This is a genomic window from Streptomyces tibetensis (assembly GCF_007655005.1).
Lineage (GTDB): Bacteria > Actinomycetota > Actinomycetes > Streptomycetales > Streptomycetaceae > Streptomyces > Streptomyces tibetensis.
The window spans coordinates 167,894-185,109 of the sequence record NZ_SZVW01000007.1 but is presented as its reverse complement, the minus strand read 5'-3'; the positions used below and the strand labels follow the sequence as shown (position 1 = coordinate 185,109).

General features: G+C 72.0%; 16 protein-coding genes. 10 read left to right on the top strand and 6 right to left on the bottom strand.

Annotated elements, in window-relative coordinates:
* The first annotated feature begins 1 nt into the window (after position 1).
* From FDO69_RS14275 to FDO69_RS14265, 3 genes are all read left to right on the top strand, one after another.
* Positions 2-1,750, top strand: coding sequence for a dolichyl-phosphate-mannose--protein mannosyltransferase (locus FDO69_RS14275; protein ID WP_104780167.1), 1,749 nt, complete (start codon positions 2-4; stop codon positions 1,748-1,750).
* Between the two features lie 130 nt (positions 1,751-1,880).
* A complete protein-coding gene (locus FDO69_RS14270; RefSeq protein ID WP_104780166.1) occupies positions 1,881-3,515 on the top strand; it encodes a penicillin-binding transpeptidase domain-containing protein in 1,635 nt (544 codons plus the stop codon).
* A 103-nt stretch (positions 3,516-3,618) separates the two neighbouring features.
* Positions 3,619-5,286, top strand: a complete 1,668-nt coding sequence (locus FDO69_RS14265; protein WP_104780165.1) for a penicillin-binding transpeptidase domain-containing protein — start codon at positions 3,619-3,621, stop codon at positions 5,284-5,286.
* Positions 5,287-5,342: 56 nt separating this feature from the next.
* On the opposite strand, the gene FDO69_RS14260 is transcribed toward FDO69_RS14265, so the two are convergent.
* Positions 5,343-5,708: an SsgA family sporulation/cell division regulator gene (locus tag FDO69_RS14260; RefSeq protein WP_104780164.1), complete on the bottom strand. Its 366-nt coding sequence runs from the start codon at positions 5,706-5,708 to the stop codon at positions 5,343-5,345.
* A 168-nt stretch (positions 5,709-5,876) separates the two neighbouring features.
* Between FDO69_RS14260 and FDO69_RS14255 the strand changes: the two genes are divergently transcribed.
* The 6 genes from FDO69_RS14255 to FDO69_RS14230 all read left to right on the top strand — a co-directional run bounded on the left by FDO69_RS14255 (position 5,877) and on the right by FDO69_RS14230 (position 10,690).
* The gene (locus FDO69_RS14255; protein ID WP_104780163.1) at positions 5,877-6,941 is read left to right on the top strand and encodes an energy-coupling factor ABC transporter permease; all 1,065 of its coding nucleotides are present in this window, start codon (positions 5,877-5,879) and stop codon (positions 6,939-6,941) included.
* Between the two features lies 1 nt (position 6,942).
* Complete coding sequence (cbiQ, locus tag FDO69_RS14250) at positions 6,943-7,704, top strand: cobalt ECF transporter T component CbiQ (protein WP_104780162.1); 762 nt, start codon at positions 6,943-6,945, stop codon at positions 7,702-7,704.
* The gene (locus tag FDO69_RS14245; protein ID WP_104780161.1) at positions 7,692-8,459 is read left to right on the top strand and encodes an energy-coupling factor ABC transporter ATP-binding protein; all 768 of its coding nucleotides are present in this window, start codon (positions 7,692-7,694) and stop codon (positions 8,457-8,459) included. Before cbiQ ends, FDO69_RS14245 begins: the two co-directional genes overlap by 13 nt.
* Positions 8,460-8,469: 10 nt before the next feature.
* Entirely contained in the window at positions 8,470-8,931 is a 462-nt protein-coding gene (locus FDO69_RS14240; protein ID WP_104780160.1) for a MarR family winged helix-turn-helix transcriptional regulator, read from the top strand.
* A gap of 103 nt (positions 8,932-9,034) precedes the next feature.
* Positions 9,035-9,481, top strand: coding sequence for an organic hydroperoxide resistance protein (locus FDO69_RS14235; RefSeq protein WP_104780159.1), 447 nt, complete (start codon positions 9,035-9,037; stop codon positions 9,479-9,481).
* A gap of 33 nt (positions 9,482-9,514) precedes the next feature.
* Positions 9,515-10,690 (top strand): serine hydrolase domain-containing protein, encoded by a 1,176-nt coding sequence (locus FDO69_RS14230; protein ID WP_104780158.1) that lies wholly within the window; start codon positions 9,515-9,517, stop codon positions 10,688-10,690.
* A 21-nt stretch (positions 10,691-10,711) separates the two neighbouring features.
* On the opposite strand, the gene FDO69_RS14225 is transcribed toward FDO69_RS14230, so the two are convergent.
* The 4 genes from FDO69_RS14225 to FDO69_RS14210 all read right to left on the bottom strand — a co-directional run bounded on the left by FDO69_RS14225 (position 10,712) and on the right by FDO69_RS14210 (position 13,153).
* The gene (locus FDO69_RS14225) at positions 10,712-10,987 is read right to left on the bottom strand and encodes a DUF1876 domain-containing protein (protein WP_104780300.1); all 276 of its coding nucleotides are present in this window, start codon (positions 10,985-10,987) and stop codon (positions 10,712-10,714) included.
* Positions 10,988-11,115: 128 nt separating this feature from the next.
* Positions 11,116-11,961, bottom strand: a complete 846-nt coding sequence (locus FDO69_RS14220) for a DMT family transporter (RefSeq protein WP_104780157.1) — start codon at positions 11,959-11,961, stop codon at positions 11,116-11,118.
* Entirely contained in the window at positions 11,958-12,473 is a 516-nt protein-coding gene (locus FDO69_RS14215; protein ID WP_104780156.1) for a YbaK/EbsC family protein, read from the bottom strand. The genes FDO69_RS14220 and FDO69_RS14215 overlap by 4 nt, the downstream gene beginning before the upstream one ends.
* A gap of 77 nt (positions 12,474-12,550) precedes the next feature.
* Entirely contained in the window at positions 12,551-13,153 is a 603-nt protein-coding gene (locus FDO69_RS14210; RefSeq protein WP_104780155.1) for a TetR/AcrR family transcriptional regulator, read from the bottom strand.
* 151 nt (positions 13,154-13,304) lie between these two features.
* Here FDO69_RS14210 and FDO69_RS14205 point away from each other — a divergent pair, with 151 nt between their 5' ends.
* Entirely contained in the window at positions 13,305-16,883 is a 3,579-nt protein-coding gene (locus tag FDO69_RS14205) for a S41 family peptidase (protein ID WP_234387933.1), read from the top strand.
* Positions 16,884-16,975: 92 nt separating this feature from the next.
* On the opposite strand, the gene FDO69_RS14195 is transcribed toward FDO69_RS14205, so the two are convergent.
* Complete coding sequence (locus tag FDO69_RS14195) at positions 16,976-17,200, bottom strand: hypothetical protein (RefSeq protein WP_104780154.1); 225 nt, start codon at positions 17,198-17,200, stop codon at positions 16,976-16,978.
* Positions 17,201-17,216: the final 16 nt, after the last annotated feature.

Here is a 17,216-nt window from a genome sequence, read left to right as displayed (position 1 = left end):
GGTGACCAGTACCGCGTCCTCCACGGACACCCGTCAGGGCCAGGCGCCGCTCGACCAGCGGCCGTCCTGGCAGCAGCGGCTGCGCCGCTTCGGCTACCAGGGGCAGCCCGGAAGCGACGCCCGCGACGTCCGTGACCGCCTGGTGCCGCCGTACACCGAGCCCTCCCCGCGGCTGTGGGCGGCGCTCGGCGTCCCGCACACGCTCGCGGGGCGGCTGGTGCGCTGGTCGGGCTGGATCGGCCCGCTGCTCGTCACGCTGCTGGCGGGGGTGCTGCGGTTCTGGAACCTGGGCAGCCCGCGGGCGGTGATATTCGACGAGACGTACTACGCCAAGGACGCGTGGGCGCTGGTCCACCGCGGGTTCGAGCTCAACTGGGACAAGAACGCCAACGACCTGGTCCTGTCGACGGGCGGCCACGTCACGCTCCCGGCGGACGCGGCGTACGTCGTGCACCCGCCGGTGGGCAAGTACGTCATCGGGCTCGGCGAGCTGATGTTCGGCTTCGACCCCTTCGGCTGGCGGTTCATGACCGCGCTGCTCGGCACGCTGTCCGTGCTGCTGCTGTGCCGGATCGGCCGCCGCCTGTTCCGCTCCACCTTCCTGGGGTGTCTCGCGGGCGCCCTGATGGCGGTGGACGGCCTGCACTTCGTGATGAGCCGCACGGCACTGCTCGACGGCGTGCTGATGTTCTTCGTGCTGGCGGCGTTCGGCTGCCTGCTCGTCGACCGGGACAGGGCCCGTGCGAAACTCGCCGCCGCGCTGCCGCCGGACGAGGACGGCCGGGCCCGACCCGACCGGCACACGGCCGAGACGGCCCGCCTGGGGTGGCGCCCCTGGCGCTGGGCCGCGGGCCTGATGCTGGGCCTGGCCATCGGCACGAAATGGAACGGCCTCTACACCCTGGCCGCGTTCTGTCTGATGGCGGTGTTGTGGGACGTCGGCTCGCGGCGGGTCGCCGGCGCCCGTCACCCGTACGCGACGGTCCTCAAGCGCGACACGGGCCTCGCGTTCCTCGCCACGGTCCCGGTCGCCCTGGTCACCTACCTGGTGTCCTGGACCGGCTGGATCCTCTCCGCCACGAACGGCTCCGGCGGCTACTTCCGCAACTGGGCCGCGACCAGCGGCAAGGGCGGCAACTGGACCTTCCTGCCCGACTGGCTGCGCAGCCTGTGGCACTACGAGCACCAGGTCTACGAATTCCACGTCGGCCTGTCGTCGCCGCACACGTACCAGTCCAACCCGTGGAGCTGGCTCGTCCTCGGCCGCCCGGTGTCGTACTTCTACGAGTCCCCGGCCCCCGGCAAGGACGGCTGCCCCGCCGACGCGGGTGAGAAGTGCGCCCGCGAGGTGCTCGCGCTCGGCACGCCGCTGCTGTGGTGGGTCGCGTGCTTCGCCGTCCTGTACGTCCTGTGGCGCTGGTTCTTCCGCCGCGACTGGCGCGCGGGCGCCATCGCCTGCGGCATCGCGGCGGGCTACCTGCCCTGGTTCATGTACCAGGAGCGCACGATCTTCTTCTTCTACGCCGTCGTCTTTCTGCCGTTCCTGTGCCTGGCGGTGGCGATGCTGCTCGGCGCGATCATCGGCCCACCCCGCTCCTCCGACACCCGCCGCGTCGCGGGCGCCACGGCAGCGGGCGTCCTGGTCCTCCTGATCACCTGGAACTTCATCTACTTCTGGCCCCTGTACACCGGCCAGGCCGTCCCGATCGACGACTGGCGGTCGCGGATGTGGCTGGATACGTGGGTCTGATCTACGTTCGGTCAAAAATCGAAACGCCTGTCCCGTTAGTAACCGCTTACACATAGAGTGCTCCCGGGATTCGAGCTTTCTGAACGCGTTCAACGGGACGCGGAAGGCTCAACGGGGAGGGGACCACCCTATGAGCAAGGGGGTCAAAGCCGCCGTCATAGGCGGGGTGTTCGCGGTGATGGTGGGTGGGGCCGGGTACGGCGCCTACAACATCGTGAGCGCCTTGAGCGGTGACGGGGGCGGCGCGGGCGGGGTCGCCGCGCAGAAGCGGACGGGGCCACCCGGCAAGGACGAGGTCAAGCAGACCACGGCCGCGTTCTTCAAGGCCTGGCAGTCGGGAGCGTCCGCGAAGGCCGCGTCGTACACCAACAACGACGCGGCCGCCGAGCAACTGCTCAGCGCCTTCGCCGACGACGCGCACATCACCGACGTGAAGATCACGCCGGGCGCGGCCCGGGGCACCACCGTGCCGTACACGGTGAAGGCGAAGGTGGCCTACGACGGGAAGTCCGAGCCGCTGAGCTACCGGAGCGAGCTCAAGGTCGTGCGGGGGCTCACCACCGGGCGCGCGCTCGTCGACTGGCAGCCGTCGGTCGTGCACCCCGAGCTGAAGAAGGACGACACCCTCGTCACCGGGAAGTCGGCCACCCCGCCCATCGAGGCGGTCGGCCGCGACGGCTCCGAGCTGACCAAGCAGAAGTACCCCTCGCTCGGCCCGATCCTGGACGCCCTGCGCGACAAGTACGGCGAGCAGGCCGGCGGCACCCCCGGCATCGAGCTGGTCGTCCGGCACAACGGCGACGGCGCGCCCGACACCCCGCTGCTCACCCTCGCCAAGGGCAAGCCGGGCAAGCTCGCCACCACGATCAGCCCGAGCGCGCAGGCGGCCGCCGAGAAGGCGGTCAAGCGGTTCGCCCAGTCCTCGGTGGTCGCCGTCAAGCCCAGCACCGGCGAGGTGCTGGCCGTGGCCAACAACCGCACGGACGGCTTCAACGCGGCCTTCGAGGGCCAGTCGGCACCCGGCTCGACCATGAAGATCATCACCGCCGCGATGCTCATCGACAACGGCGTGACCTCGATGAACGGCCCGGCGCCCTGCCCCGACACCGCCGTGTGGCAGAGCCAGACGTTCAAGAACCTGACCGGTATGAAGCCCGATGAGAACGCCACCCTGGCCAACAGCTTCATGCGGTCCTGCAACACCGCCTTCATCAAGCTCATCGACGAGAAGCCGCTCACGGACGCCTCGCTGACCCGGGAGGCCGAGGACCACTTCGGGCTGGGACAGGACAACTGGAAGACCGGCATCGTCTCCTTCGACGGCAGTGTGCCCGCGGTGGACGGGCCGGACCGGGCGGCGGGCGCCATCGGGCAGGGGCAGGTCCAGATGAGCCCGCTCAACATGGCGTCGGTCACCGCGACGGCCATCACCGGGGCCTTCCGCCAGCCCTACCTGGTCTCACCGAAGCTGGACGGCCGGGAACTGGCACGGGCCGAGGGCCTGCGGTCGAGCACCGCCACCCAGCTCAAGCAGATGATGCGGCTCACGGCCACGCAGGGCACCGCTGTCCGGGCCATGGCCGGGCTCGGCGGCGACATCGGCGCCAAGACCGGTTCCGCCGAGGTCGACGGCAACGCCAAGTTCAACAGCTGGTTCACCGGGTTCCGGAACGACATCGCGGCGGCGGCCATGACCGAGCGGGGCGGCCACGGCGGCGACGCGGCCGGGCCGATTGTCGCAGCCGTGCTACGAACAGGTGGCTGATCTCACCTTCGAGGGACGGGACTCTAGGGTGGTGGCCGTCGTTGGGACTTGGGACAGCTGAGGGCGACGGGGACCCTGGGGATTCGCGGAGGAAAGAACAGCAGTGGGCAACAGAAGGCGCGTCGCCGAGCGGCGCAAGACGAGACCCGCTGTGATCGGCGGGATGATCGCCGTGGTCGTCGGCGGTGCCGGGTTCGGCGCCTACGCCCTGTACGGCGGCGGTGCCGCCGCCGACGACGGGTCGCGGGCGTCGGACCAGAAGGCCAAGGTCAAGACCGGCCCGCTGTCGCCGAACGAGGTCACCACCACCGCCACCGCCTTCCTCACCGCCTGGCAGTCCGGGAAGATCACGCAGGCCTCCGCCACCACCGACGACCCCTCCGCGGCCCGGCCGCTGCTCACCGGCTACACCAAGGACGCCCACATCAAGGACGTCACCCTCACCCCGGGCAAGCCCGCCGGCGACAAGGTGCCGTTCTCCGTCAAGGGCACGGTGTCCTACAAGGGCACCGACAAGCCCCTGACGTACGACAGCACCCTGACCGTGATGCGCCGCACCTCCGACGGAAAGCCCCTGGTCGACTGGCACTCCGCGGTCGTCCACCCGGACCTGAAGGACGGCGACACCCTGGTGACCGGTGAGGCGGGCACGCCCCCGGTCAAGGCCCTGGACCGGGACGGCGGGGAGCTGACCACGAAGAAGTACGCCTCCCTCGGCCCCGTCCTGGACGGACTGCGCGAGAAGTACGGCAAGGAGGCCGGCGGCAAGGCCGGTATCGAGCTGCGGGTCGTGCGCGGCAAGGCCGCCAAGGCGAAGGACCTCTCCGACAAGACCCTGCTGGAGCTGAGCGAGGGCACGCCGGGCACGGTGAAGACCACGCTGGACCCGGCCCTGCAGGCGGCGGCCGAGCAGAAGGTCGCAAAGAAGGCCAGGTCGTCGGTGGTCCTGCTGCGGGTGTCGACCGGCGAGATCCTGGCCGCGGCCAATGCCTCCCCCGGCTTCAACACCGCCTTCCAGGGCTCCCTGGCCCCCGGCTCCACGATGAAGGTCATCACCTCGTCGCTGCTGCTGGAGAAGGGCCTGGCCTCGGCGGACAAGAAGCACCCGTGCCCGAAGTACTTCACGTACGGCCACTGGAAGTTCCAGAACGACGACAAGTTCGAGATCAAGAACGGCACCTTCAAGGCGAGCTTCGCCCGGTCCTGCAACACGGCCTTCATCAGCCAGGCCCCGAAGCTGAAGAACGACGACCTGACCAAGGAGGCCCAGCAGGTCTTCGGCCTGGGGCTGAACAACTGGGCCATCGGTGTGCCGTCCTTCGACGGCGCGGTGCCGGTGCAGTCGGCGGCCCAGATGGGCGCCTCGCTGATCGGGCAGGGCGGGGTCCGCATGAACCCGCTGAACATGGCGTCGGTCTCGGCGACGGTCAAGTCCGGCACCTTCCACCAGCCCTACCTGGTCTCCCCGGACGTGGACGGACGCAAGCTGGCGAAGGCCTCCCGCACCCTGCCGGCGGGCGCCCTGTCCCAGCTGCGGGAGCTGATGTCGTACACGGCCGCGTACGGCACGGCAGCGGAGGCGATGGCCGGGGTCGGCGGCGACGTCGGCGCGAAGACCGGGTCCGCCGAGGTCGACGGGCAGAAGAAGCCGAACGGCTGGTTCACGGCCTACCGGGGCGACCTGGCCGCCGCTGGCGTGGTCCAGCAGGGCGGGCACGGCGGCTCGACGGCGGGTCCGATCGTGGCGGCCCTGCTGAAGATGGGCGGCTGAGACAGGCCGCCGAGACCGGTGGCCCGGTAGCACGGACCGGTGGCCGGGGCCTGGGCTCAATGGGTGACGGGTTCCGCGGCGGCCATGTACGTCCGCCGCAGGAACCGCAGCAGCGCCTGCCGCTCGAACTGCACCACCGACACCCCTTGCGCGGTGTGGAACTCCACGACGACCTGCACCCGTCCGCAGGGCCACACCCGCACCTCGCCGCTTCCGGCGGGGGCCCGCAGCCCCTCCTCCAGCAGCTCGCGGCCGACGGTCCACTCCCCTCCACCGGCCCCGGGCAGCGCCATGCGCACCTTCCGGGGGTCGTGGTCGGGGTCGTACCGCAGCCTGACCGGAACCGCCTCCAGCTCGTCGACCAGCGGGACGGCCGCGTCCGAGACGATGTGGGCTCGCGCGTACTGCTCGACTACGGACATCGGACGGCCCCTTCACCGTGCGCAATCCGAGTGGAAACCGTGCGTCCACTCCTCCTCCAATGTCGCATATTTTCCGGATTGCGCCCGTGGAGACGGATATATCACGGGTGGGATAAAACAAGCTTCACGCTCTTGCAAACCGTTCGCATCAAGCCACATCATCGGACGGTGCATGTACCTGACGGATTCATCAACGCGCCCACCTCCGCCGCCACCGGTGTGATCGCCGCGGGCGCCGTCGCCGTGAGCCTGCGCGGCGCACGCCGCGAACTCGACGAGCGCACGGCGCCGCTGGCCGGACTCGTCGCGGCGTTCATCTTCGCCGTGCAGATGCTGAACTTCCCCGTCGCGGCGGGCACCAGCGGCCATCTGCTCGGCGGTGCGCTGGCGGCGATACTCGTCGGCCCCTACACGGGGGTCCTGTGCGTCTCCGTCGTCCTGCTGATGCAGGGCATCCTCTTCGCGGACGGCGGTCTGACCGCGCTCGGCGTGAACATCACCAACATGGCGATCGTCACGACGGTCGTCGCCTACGCCCTCTTCCGCGGCCTGGTGAAGGTGCTGCCCCGCACCCGCAGGTCGGTCACCGCGGCCGCCTTCGTCGCCGCCCTGGTCTCCGTCCCGGCCGCCGCGCTGGCCTTCACGCTGATGTACGCGATCGGCGGCACCACCGACGTCTCCCTCGGCAAGGTCGCCACCGCCATGGTCGGCGTGCACGTCCTGATCGGCATCGGCGAGGCCGTGATCACCGCACTGACCGTCGGCGCGGTCATCGCCGTACGCCCGGACCTGGTGTACGGGGCACGCGGTCTGACCCAGAGGCTCAAGCTGCGGGTGAACGGCGAACTGGTCGACGCGCCCGACGCGCGGCCCGAGCCCGCTCCCGTGGCCGCCCGGACCTCGCACCGCAAGGTGTGGGCCGCGGGTCTGGTCACCTCCCTCGTACTGGCCGGCTTCGTCAGCTTCTACGCCTCGGCGAACCCCGACGGCCTGGAGAAGGTCGCCACCGACCACGGCATCGACAAGAAGGCCGAGGAGCACTCCACGGCCGACTCCCCGCTCGCCGACTACGGCGTGAAGGACGTCGACGACGCCCGCCTGTCCGGAGGGCTGGCGGGTGTCATCGGCGTGGGGGTCACGGTCGTCGCGGGCACCGGCGTGTTCTGGGTGGTGCGCCGCCGCCGGACGGGTGACGCCTCGCCGTCGGACACCACGAGCATGACGAGCGTCTGAGGTGGGAGCCGGGCACGCGCACAAGCTGTACCGGCACGGGCACTCGCCCGTGCACGGCCTGCCGCCGCACACCAAGCTCGCGGCCGTGTTCGCCTTCGTGGTGGTCGTGGTGTCGACGCCGCGGGAGGCGATGTGGGCGTTCGGGCTGTACGCCGTGCTGCTCGGGGCCGTCGCGTACGTCGCGCGCGTGCCCGCCGCCTTCCTGCTCCGGCGGCTGCTGATCGAGGTGCCGTTCGTCGCGTTCGCGGTGCTCATGCCGTTCGTGGCGGAGGGCGAGCGGGTCGACGTCCTCGGCCTGTCCCTGAGCGTCAACGGCCTGTGGGGCGCCTGGAACGTGCTCGCCAAGGGCACGCTCGGTGTCGCGGCCTCGGTCCTGCTGGCCGCCACGACCGAACTGCGCGAACTGCTGCTGGGCCTGCAGCGCCTCAAGCTCCCGCCGCTCCTGGTGCAGATCGCGTCCTTCATGATCCGCTACGGCGACGTCATCACCGACGAGATGCGGCGCATGCGGATCGCCCGGGAGTCGCGCGGCTTCGAGGCGAAGGGCGTCAAGCACTGGGGCGTGCTCGCCAAGTCGGCCGGCGCGCTGTTCATCCGCTCCTACGAGCGCGGTGAGCGGGTGCACCTGGCCATGGTCAGCCGCGGCTACGCCGGCTCCATGCCCGTCATCGACGAGGTGACCGCGTCCCCGGCGCAGTGGTCGTACGCCCTCACCCTCCCCTGTGCCGCTCTGCTCGTCTGTCTGCTGGGATGGTCCCTGTGACTGCTTCTCTGGAGGTCTCCGGCCTCGCCTTCGCCTACCCCGACGGGCACCAGGCCCTCTTCGGCGTCGACTTCTCGGTCGCGCGCGGTGAGCGGGTCGCGCTGCTCGGGCCGAACGGCGCCGGCAAGACGACCCTCGTGCTGCACCTCAACGGCATCCTGACCGGCGGCGCCGGCACGGTGAAGGTCGCCGGGCTGCCCGTGGACAAGCGGAACATGGCCGAGGTCCGGCGCCGGGTCGGCATCGTGTTCCAGGACCCGGACGACCAGCTGTTCATGCCGACGGTCCGGGAGGACGTGGCGTTCGGGCCCGCGGCGGCCGGGCTGAAGGGGCCCGAGCTGGAGGCGCGTGTCGAGCGTGCGCTGGAGCGGGTCGGCATGGCGGAGTTCAGGGACCGCCCGCCGCACCACCTGTCCTTCGGGCAGCGCCGCCGGGTGGCCGTCGCGACCGTGCTGGCGATGGAGCCGGAGATCCTCGTCCTGGACGAGCCGTCCTCCAACCTCGACCCCGCCTCCCGCCGCGAACTGGCGGACATCCTGCGGTCCCTGGACGTGACGGTGCTGATGGTCACGCACGACCTGCCCTACGCGCTGGAGCTGTGCCCGCGCTCCCTGATCCTCAGCGACGGGGTGATCGCCGCCGACGGGCCGACCGGCGAGCTGCTCTCGGACGAGGAGCTGATGCGGGCCCACCGCCTGGAGCTGCCGTTCGGCTTCGATCCGCGTTCCGTCCCGGTGGCGCCGGCCCGTCCGTGACAATGGGCGCGTGACGAACGAGGAGAGCGACGGATCGCCGCTGCTGGACGAGCAGCTGTGCTTCGCGCTGTACGCCGCGCAGCGGGCGGTGACGGCGGCGTACCGCCCGCTCCTCGACGAGCTGGGCCTCACCTACCCCCAGTACCTGGTGCTGCTGGTCCTCTGGGAGCGCGGCGAGACCACCGTCAAGGACTTGGCCGCGGCTCTGCGCCTCGACTACGGCACGGTCTCGCCGCTGCTGAAGCGGCTGGAGGCGGCCGGCCTGGTACGGCGTGAGCGGTCGGCGCGGGACGAGCGGTCGGTGCTGGTGGCCGTGACGGGGCGCGGGCAGGAGCTCCGCGAGCGGGCCGGCCGGGTGCCCGGTGCGCTGCTCACGGCGACCGGGCTCGACGCGGCGGAGGCCGGGCGGCTGCGTGCGGAGCTGTGGCGGCTGGCCGAGCGTGCGGAGTCTGCGGCGGACCGGTCCCGCTGAGGGTTACCCCCGGTTGCCCACCCCCTGGTCATGACAGGGGAGTTACCGGCCAGTACCTTGTGCACGATGCACTTGTGCGCACTTGGTTCCGGGGGAGGACAGCATGACTGACGGCCCCGCCGTCGACACCCGCCCGACGAAGATCATGTACGTGGCGGAGGCCACCGCCCACGGCGGCCGCGAGGGCTATGTGACCAGCCAGGACGGTCAGCTCGAGCTCAGGGTCGCGATGCCCCCGCAGCTCGGCGGCGACGGCAACGGCACCAACCCGGAACAGCTCTTCGCGGCCGGCTACAGCGCCTGCTTCCACAACGCCCTGATCCTCGTCGGCAACCGCGAGGGCTACGACCTGACCGGCTCCACGGTCGCCGCGAAGGTCGGCATCGGCCCCAACCTGCAACGCGGTTACGGCCTCGCGGTCGCCCTCAGCGTCTCGCTGCCGGTCGTCGACCCGGATCTCGCGACCAGGCTGGTGGACGCGGCCCACGAGATCTGCCCCTACTCGAACGCGACCCGCGGGAACATCGACGTGACCATCCTGCTTGGCTAGGGGGGAGCAGCCCGCAAGACGAGGAGTACCGACGTGGACGTGAACGGCACAGTCGCCGAGGGCTTCGAGCCGGTCAGGAACGCGTTCGCACGGAACTTCGACACGCTCGGGGACCGGGGCGCCGCGGTCGCCGTCTACCGGGACGGGCACAAGGTCGTCGACCTGTGGGGCGGCACGAAGGACGTCGACGGCACGGCCCCCTGGGAGCGCGGCACGGCCCAGGTCGTGCGCTCGGCGACCAAGGGTGTCGCCGCCGCCGCTCTCCTGCTGCTGCACCAGCGCGGGCAGCTGGACCTGGACGCGCCGGTGGGGCACTACTGGCCGGAGTTCAAGGCGCAGGGCAAGGAGCGGGTGCTGGTCCGGCACGTGCTGAACCACCGTGCCGGGCTGCCGGTCCTCGACCGGCCGCTCACCCCGCAGGAGGCGCTCGACCCGCTGCGGGGCCCGGAGGCGCTCGCCGGGCAGGCCCTGGCCTGGGAGCCCGGCACCGACCACGGCTACCACGCGCTCACCTACGGCTGGCTGGTCGACGAACTGGTGCGGCGCGTGACCGGGCAGGGCACCGGGCAGTGGCTGGCGTCGCAGATCACCGGCCCGCTGGGGCTGGACCTCTGGCTCGGTCTGCCGGAGTCGGAGGCCTACCGGGTCGGGCGGGTGGGCCGCGTCGAGGGAGCCGAGCCGACCGGCGGCCTGCGGGCCCGCCCCAAGCGCTCGGTCACCGAGGCCTACGAGGATCCGGCCTCCCTCACACGCCGGGCGTTCGCCGCGATCTCCCCGTTCCCGGACCAGAACGACCCCGCCTACCGGGCGACCGCCCTCCCGGCGACCAACGCCATGGCGACGGCGGACGGACTGGCCCGCTTCTACGCGACCCTGATCGGCGACACGGCCGGCGCAGGGGGCCTCTTCACCCGCCTGTTCACCCCGGAGACGGTGGAACTGGCCCGGGCCGAGGAGTCGGCGGGCCCCGACCGGGTCCTGGTGGTCGGCACCCGCTTCGGCCTCGGCTACATGCTGCACGGCAGCGCCTCGCCGCTCCTGACCCCGGGTTCCTTCGGCCACCCCGGCCGTGGCGGCGCCCTCGGGTTCGCCGACCCGGAGACGGGGATCGCCTTCGGCTACGTCACCAACGGCTTCCGCAAGACGGTGACGGCGGACCCGCGGGCGCAGGGGCTGGTGCGGGCGGTGCGGGGAGTGCTGGACCTGTAGTCGGGGGGCCTTCGTCGGCCGCTAGACGTGGATGGGGTGGGAGGTCCGCCCGGACGCCTGGTCGATCTCCTCGTGGGCTTTGGTCAGCAACCGCATGGCGAGTTCGTTCAGCGCCCGGGCCCCGGCGATCTCCTCCCCGACCCTCGGCTGATTGGCGTCGGTCCGGTGCCGGCTCGCGTGCCCGTGCGCCCGTACCTCACTGCCGTCGGGCAGGCGGACCATCGCGGCCGCGCGCGTGCGCTGGTCGTCCTCCGTGAACTCCATCTCGACGTGCCACCCCACGGTGGTGTGCATCATGACGATCACCTCCGGAACGCTTAGTTCCAGGGTGCTCCTCGCACCGGCCGGACGCACCCGCCTGACAGGCCCCTACCCGGCGTGCACCCCGCCCGACGGGCCTCCATCCGGCGCCCCGCCTGACAGGCCTACCCGGCGTGCAGCATCAGCCCGATCCCGACGACCAGCAGCCCGGCCGCCGCGATCCTGGGCGCCCCGAACCGCTCCTTGAAGAACACGGCCCCGATCGCCGCGCCCACGATGATCGACGACTCGCGCAGGGCAGCGATGGGGGCGAGTTCGGCCCTGGTCTGGGCCCACAGCACGAGGGCGTAGGCGGTGACGGACAGTGCGGCACCGATCAGCCCGACCCCGGCGAAGGGCCGCAGCAGGGCGACGGTCTCGCCGCGCAAGCGCCACACGACGTACGCCGGGATGACCACCCCCTGGACCGCCATCAGCCACGCGATGTACCCGAGGGAGGATCCGGAGGCCCGCACGCCCAGCCCGTCGACGACGGTGTAGACCGCTATGGTCAGCCCGGTCGCCAGGGCCGCCCCGATCGCCGCCCGGTCGGGCCGCCGCCCGCGCAGTCCCCACAGGGCGACGCCGGTCAGCCCCGCGCAGGACAATGCGATCCCGGCGGCGGCCCACCCGTCGGGCACCTCGTGCGCGAAGGGAGCGGCGAGCAGGGTCACGACGAGCGGCGCGGTACCCCGGGCGATGGGATAGGCCTGCCCGAAGTCGCCCAGCCGGAAGGACTTCATCAGCAGGGCGTAGTAGGCGATGTGGACGGCTGCGGAGGCGAGCAGATAGGGCCATGCCCCGGCCGCCGGGAACGCCACGAAGGATGCCATGGCGAGCCCGATGACCATCCCGCCGCCCGAGATCAGCGCGAAGCCGACGAGCTTGTCGGTGATCTTGTGGGCGATGGCGTTCCAGCTGGCGTGGGTGACCGCGGCGAGCAGGACGGCGGCGGTGACCAGAGGGGTCACGGGGTGGGCTCGCGCACGTCCACCAGGGTGCCGTCGGCGTATGTCACGAGGTCCTCGGGGGCCATGGGGAACACGGTGTACGGCGTTCCGGCCGCGGCCCAGACGACGTCGTGCTCCAGCAGGGACCGGTCGGCGAGCACCCGGGTCCTGGTCCGGTGCCCGAAGGGCGGCACACCGCCGATGGCGTACCCGGTGGTCTCCCGCACGACGTCCACCTTGGCCCGGGTGACCTTGTCGGCGCCGAGCTCCTTGCGGACGAGTTCGAGGTCGACCCGGGAGGCGCCGTCCATGAGCACGAGCACCGGAACCGAGTCCGCGGCGAAGATCAGCGACTTGCAGATCTGGTTCAGCTCGCACCCGATCGCGGCGGCGGCCTCGGCGGCGGTACGGGTGGCGTCGGGGAAGCGGCGGACCTGGCTCACGAGGTCCCCGAGCCCGAGCTCCCGCAGGGCTTCGGCGAATCGGGGATGGGCTCCGGAATCACCGGCGTCAGTGGCGGCTGTCGTCGTCATGGGGAGCACGGTAGTGGTCCGTGTAGAGCGCACGCGAGTGGGTTCGGAGCGTGCGGCTCGCCGCAGGCCGGGGTGGACTACTCGGTGGGTACGCCGAGGGCCGGGAGGACCACGGCGTCGATGTACGAGGTCAGGAAGGCCGCCGTCGGGGGCCGGTCGTCGACGATCGCGCGGGTGACGAAGGCGCCCAGCATCATGTGCACCACGAACTCCAGCGCGGGGCAGTCCGCGCGGACCTCGCCCCGGTCGACGGCGCGCTGGAGCACGCGGCGCGAATCCGCGATCTCCGGCTCGATGATCTGGCTCCGGAACTCGCTGTGGAGGTCGGGGTTGGCGTGCATCGCCGTGGCCAGGCCGCGCATCAGTGCGCCGTTCTGCTCCATCTCGGCGTCGTCGGCGCGCGCCAGGAGCGCGTGGAAGTCGCCGCGCAGGGAACCGGTGTCGACCTCGTCGAGGTTCTTCACCGGCTTGTTGTGACGGAGCGCCTTGACGACCAGCTGGGCCTTGCCGCCCCACTGGCGGTAGAGGGTGGCCTTGCTGGACCGGGTGCGCGCGGCCACGGCGTCCATGGTGAGGGCGTCGTAGCCGACCTCGCGGAGCAGGTCGAGCACGGCCGTGTAGAGCTCGGCCTCACGCTCGGGGGTGATCCGGCTGCGACGCGCGGCGGCGACCTCGGCCATCCCTCGCCCTCCTGCTCCGAACGACACGGTTTCGTACGTCACGAATGTAGCGCACTTCTCATGGAAACGAAACGGTTTCGTACACGTAATGGGCACAACCGACCTTCTGCCCTGAGTTGCCCGGGTACGCCCCCCGGCAAAGCATGAGGACGTGACCTATCTGCGTCTGCCGCACCTCCATGACGACCTGCTGTGCTTCGTGGCCGAGGACGACCTCTGGCTCGCCCCGCTCGACTCCCCCGGCCGGGCCTGGCGGCTCACCGTCGACCGCACCAAGGCGGGTCACCCGCGCTTCTCGCCCGACGGCCGCCACCTGGCGTACACGAGCTGGCGCAGCCTGGTGCCCGAGGTCCACGTCGTCCCGGTGGACGGCGGGCCGGGCCGCCAGGTGAGCCACTGGGGCAGCGCCGACACCCGGGTCTGCGGCTGGACCCCGGACGGCGAGATCCTGGCCGTGGCCTCGCACGGCGAGCCCTTCTCCTACTTCACCTGGGCCTACAAGGTCACGCCGGGCGGCGACCCGGGCCGCAAACTGCCCTGGGGGCCGGTCTCCGACATCCAGGTCGCCGACGTGGACGGGGAGCGCAAGTCCCTCCTCCTCACCGGCACCCCACCGCACGAACCAGCCTCCTGGAAGCGCTACCGCGGCGGGGCGACGGGCCGGCTCTGGCTGCACGGCGAACGGCTGCTCGAAGGCATCGGGGGCCACCTGCACTCCCCCATGTTCGTCGGCGGCCGCATCGCGTTCCTCTCCGACCACGAGGGCGTCGCCAACCTCTACTCCTGCGCCTACGACGGCTCCGGGCTGCGCCGGCACACCGACCACGACGCCTTCTACGCCCGGCACGCCGCCAGCGACGGCACCCGGGTGGTGTACCAGTGCGGGGGCGACCTGTGGCTGGTCGACGACCTGTCCCCGGACTCCGAGCCGCGCCGGCTGGACGTACGGCTGAGCGGGCCGCGGGCCGGGCGGCGGCCCTACCAGGTGGCGGCGTCCCGGCATCTGGACGGCCTCTCCGTCGACGAGACCGGGCGGGCCAGTGCCGTCGTCGTGCGCGGCAGCCTGTACTGGCTGACCCACCGGGACGGCCCGGCCCGCACCCTCACCGACACCCCCGGCGTCCGGGTACGGCTGCCGGAGATGCTCGGCGGCAGCGGGCGGGTGGCGTACGTGACGGACGCCGAGGGCGAGGACGCGATCGAGATCGCCTCCCTGCCCCGAGCCAGCGGCGACCGGGCGCCCCGGCGGATGGCCCAGGGCCGCCTGGGCCGCGTGCACGAAGTGGTCTCGGACCCGGAGGGCGAGCGGCTGGCGGTCGCCTCGCACGACGGCCGGCTCCTCCTCGTGGACGTCACGGAGGACAGCGGCGGCGAGGTCACCGAGCTGATCCGGTCGGTCAACGGACCCGTGCGCGACCTCGCGTTCTCCCCCGACGGAGCGTGGCTCACCTGGTCGCACCCGGGCATCGGGCGGAGTCTGCGGCAGATCAAGATGGCCCGACTCGCCGACCGGCTCGTCGTCGACGTCACGGGCGGCCGCTTCGAGGACGAGAACCCGGTCTTCACCAGCGACGGCCGGTACCTGGCCTTCCTGTCCTGGCGCGGCTTCGACCCCGTCTACGACGTGCACACCGGCGACCTGTCCTTCCCGCTGGGCTGCCGCCCGTACCTGGTGCCGCTGTCCTCCGCGACGCCCTCCCCGTTCGCCGTGAACCCCGAGGGCCGCCCGGCCGCCGGCGGCCTGGACCCGGTCGAGGACGACGACGGGGGCCACGGGGCCGCCGTGACCGTCGAGGTCGAGGGGCTGGAGAGCCGCGTCACGCCGTTCCCGGTGGCCGCCTCCAAGTACTCGGCGCTGCGCCCGGTCGCGGGCGGCGGGCTGGTGTGGCTGCGCTGGCCGATCTCCGGCGCCCTCGGCGAGACGTTCGCCAACCCTGACGACACCAGCGGCCGGCCGACCCTGGAGCACTTCGGCATCACCAAGGCCAGGAGGTCCGAACTCGCCCAGCACCTCGACTGGTTCACGGTCAGCGGCGACGGCAGCCGGCTGGTGATCGTCGACGAGGGCGAGCTGCGCGCGGTCCCGGCCGGCGAGCAGGGCGACAGCGACTCCACCGTGTGGATCGACGCCCGCCGCATCCTGCACACGGTCGACCCGGCGGCGGAGTGGCGGCAGTCCTACGAGGAGGCCGGCCGGCTGATCCGGGCCTACTTCTGGGACCCTGGCATGTGCGGCATCGACTGGGACGGGGTGCTGGACCAGTACCGCCCGCTGGTCGAACGGGTCGCGTCCCCCGACGAGTTCGCCGACCTGCTGCGCGAGGCCCTCGGCGAACTGGGCACGTCCCACGCCTACGTCACCGCCGCCCGGCGCAACGAGGGCCCGCCCCACTACCAGCGCCGGCAGGGCCTGCTGGGCGCCAACTTCGTACGCAGGGACCGCGGCTGGACGGTCAAGCGGATCCTGCTCGGCGACTCCTCCGACTCCAAGGCCCGCTCCCCACTGGCCGGCACGGGCATCCGGGAGGGCGCGGTCCTCACCCACGTGGACGGCCGCCCGGTGGACCCGGACACGGGCCCGTATCCGCTGCTGGCCGGCGCGGGCGGTACGACGGTGGAGCTGACCTTCGACCCGGCGGAGAACTCGGCGGGGGTCACGGCGGCGGACTCAGCCGGGGACCCGGCGGCGGACCTGGCGGGGGTCACGGCGGCGGACTCGGCCGGGGACCCGGCGGCGGACCTGGCGGGGGTCACGGCGGCGGACTCGGCCGGGGACCCGGCGGCGGACCTGGCGGGGGTCACGGCGGCGGACCTGGCGGGCGTCACGGCGGCGGACTCGGCCGGGGACTCGACGGCGGTTTCGGCGGCGGGCTCGGCCGATGACCCGGCGGCGGACCTGGCGGCGGTTTCTGCGGCGGGCTCGGCCGATCACCCGGCGGCGGACCCGGCGGCGGTTTCTGCCGATGTCCCGGCGGCGGGCTCGGCGCAGACCGGAGGCGCACCCCGGCGGGTGGCCGTCGTCCCGCTGGTCGACGAGCGCCCGCTGCGCTACCAGGACTGGGTGGCCAAACGCCGGGCGGTGGTGCGCGAGTTGAGCGGCGGGCGCTGCGGCTATCTGCACATCCCCGACATGGGCGGTTCGGGCTGGGCCCAGTTCAACCGCGACCTGCGCATGGAGGTGTCCCGCCCCGCGCTGATCGTGGACGTGCGCGGCAACGCGGGCGGCCACATCAGCGAACTCGTCATCGAGACGCTGAGCCGGACGATCCTGGGCTGGGACCTGACCCGCGACGCCCAGCCGGTCTCGTACACCTCGAACGCGCCGCGGGGCCCGGTGGTCGCCCTGGCGGACGAGGCGACCTCCTCCGACGGCGACATGATCACCGCGGCGTTCAAGCTGCTGAAGCTCGGCCCGGTCGTGGGACAGCGCACCTGGGGCGGTGTGGTCGGCATGACCGGCCGTCACGAACTGGGCGACGGCACGGTGATCACGGTGCCGATGAACGCGGCCTGGTTCGACGCGTACGGCTGGTCGATCGAGAACAAGGGCGTCGCCCCCGACATCGACATCCTGCGCACCCCGCTGGACTGGGCCGAGGGACGGCACGCCCAGCTGGCCGACGCGGTGGAACTGGCGCTCGGACTGCTGGACACCAACCCACCGGCGACACCGCCGACCTACAGCGACGTACCCGACCGCTCCCGTCCGAAGCTGCCGCCCCGGGCGTGAACCGGACGTCAGTCCAACCGACGGCGACACGGGGGCAGAAGGGGAAAAGGGGCGCCCCGCTCGGGGACACCCCTTTCCTTCGGCACGCAACGTCAGGCGTCGTAGTCCTGGTCGAAGCGGTCCTCCTGGTCACGCTCACGCTCACGGTCGCGCTGCGGCTCCGAGCGCTCACGGTCGCGCTGCGGCTGCGAGGGGTCCATGTCCTCGTCGCGCCGGCGACCGCGGCCCTGCATCTGCTCGCGAGCCTGGTCCGCCTTCTGGCGAGCCTGGTTCTGCCACTGCTCGGACTTCTCCTGGAACTGGTCCTTCATACCCATGTGGGTTCACTCCCGT

What these genes read in the sequence shown, in the direction of transcription:
- FDO69_RS14245 (WP_104780161.1), top strand. Translation starts at nt 7,692, where the DNA reads ATGGTCCCTGTGACTGCTTCTCTGGAGGTCTCCGGCCTCGCCTTCGCC.
- FDO69_RS14225 (WP_104780300.1), bottom strand. Translation starts at nt 10,987, where the DNA reads ATGATGCACACCACCGTGGGGTGGCACGTCGAGATGGAGTTCACGGAG.
- FDO69_RS14215 (WP_104780156.1), bottom strand. Translation starts at nt 12,473, where the DNA reads ATGACGACGACAGCCGCCACTGACGCCGGTGATTCCGGAGCCCATCCC.
- FDO69_RS14195 (WP_104780154.1), bottom strand. Translation starts at nt 17,200, where the DNA reads ATGGGTATGAAGGACCAGTTCCAGGAGAAGTCCGAGCAGTGGCAGAAC.
- FDO69_RS14270 (WP_104780166.1), top strand. Translation starts at nt 1,881, where the DNA reads ATGAGCAAGGGGGTCAAAGCCGCCGTCATAGGCGGGGTGTTCGCGGTG.
- FDO69_RS14235 (WP_104780159.1), top strand. Translation starts at nt 9,035, where the DNA reads ATGACTGACGGCCCCGCCGTCGACACCCGCCCGACGAAGATCATGTAC.
- FDO69_RS14210 (WP_104780155.1), bottom strand. Translation starts at nt 13,153, where the DNA reads ATGGCCGAGGTCGCCGCCGCGCGTCGCAGCCGGATCACCCCCGAGCGT.
- FDO69_RS14260 (WP_104780164.1), bottom strand. Translation starts at nt 5,708, where the DNA reads ATGTCCGTAGTCGAGCAGTACGCGCGAGCCCACATCGTCTCGGACGCG.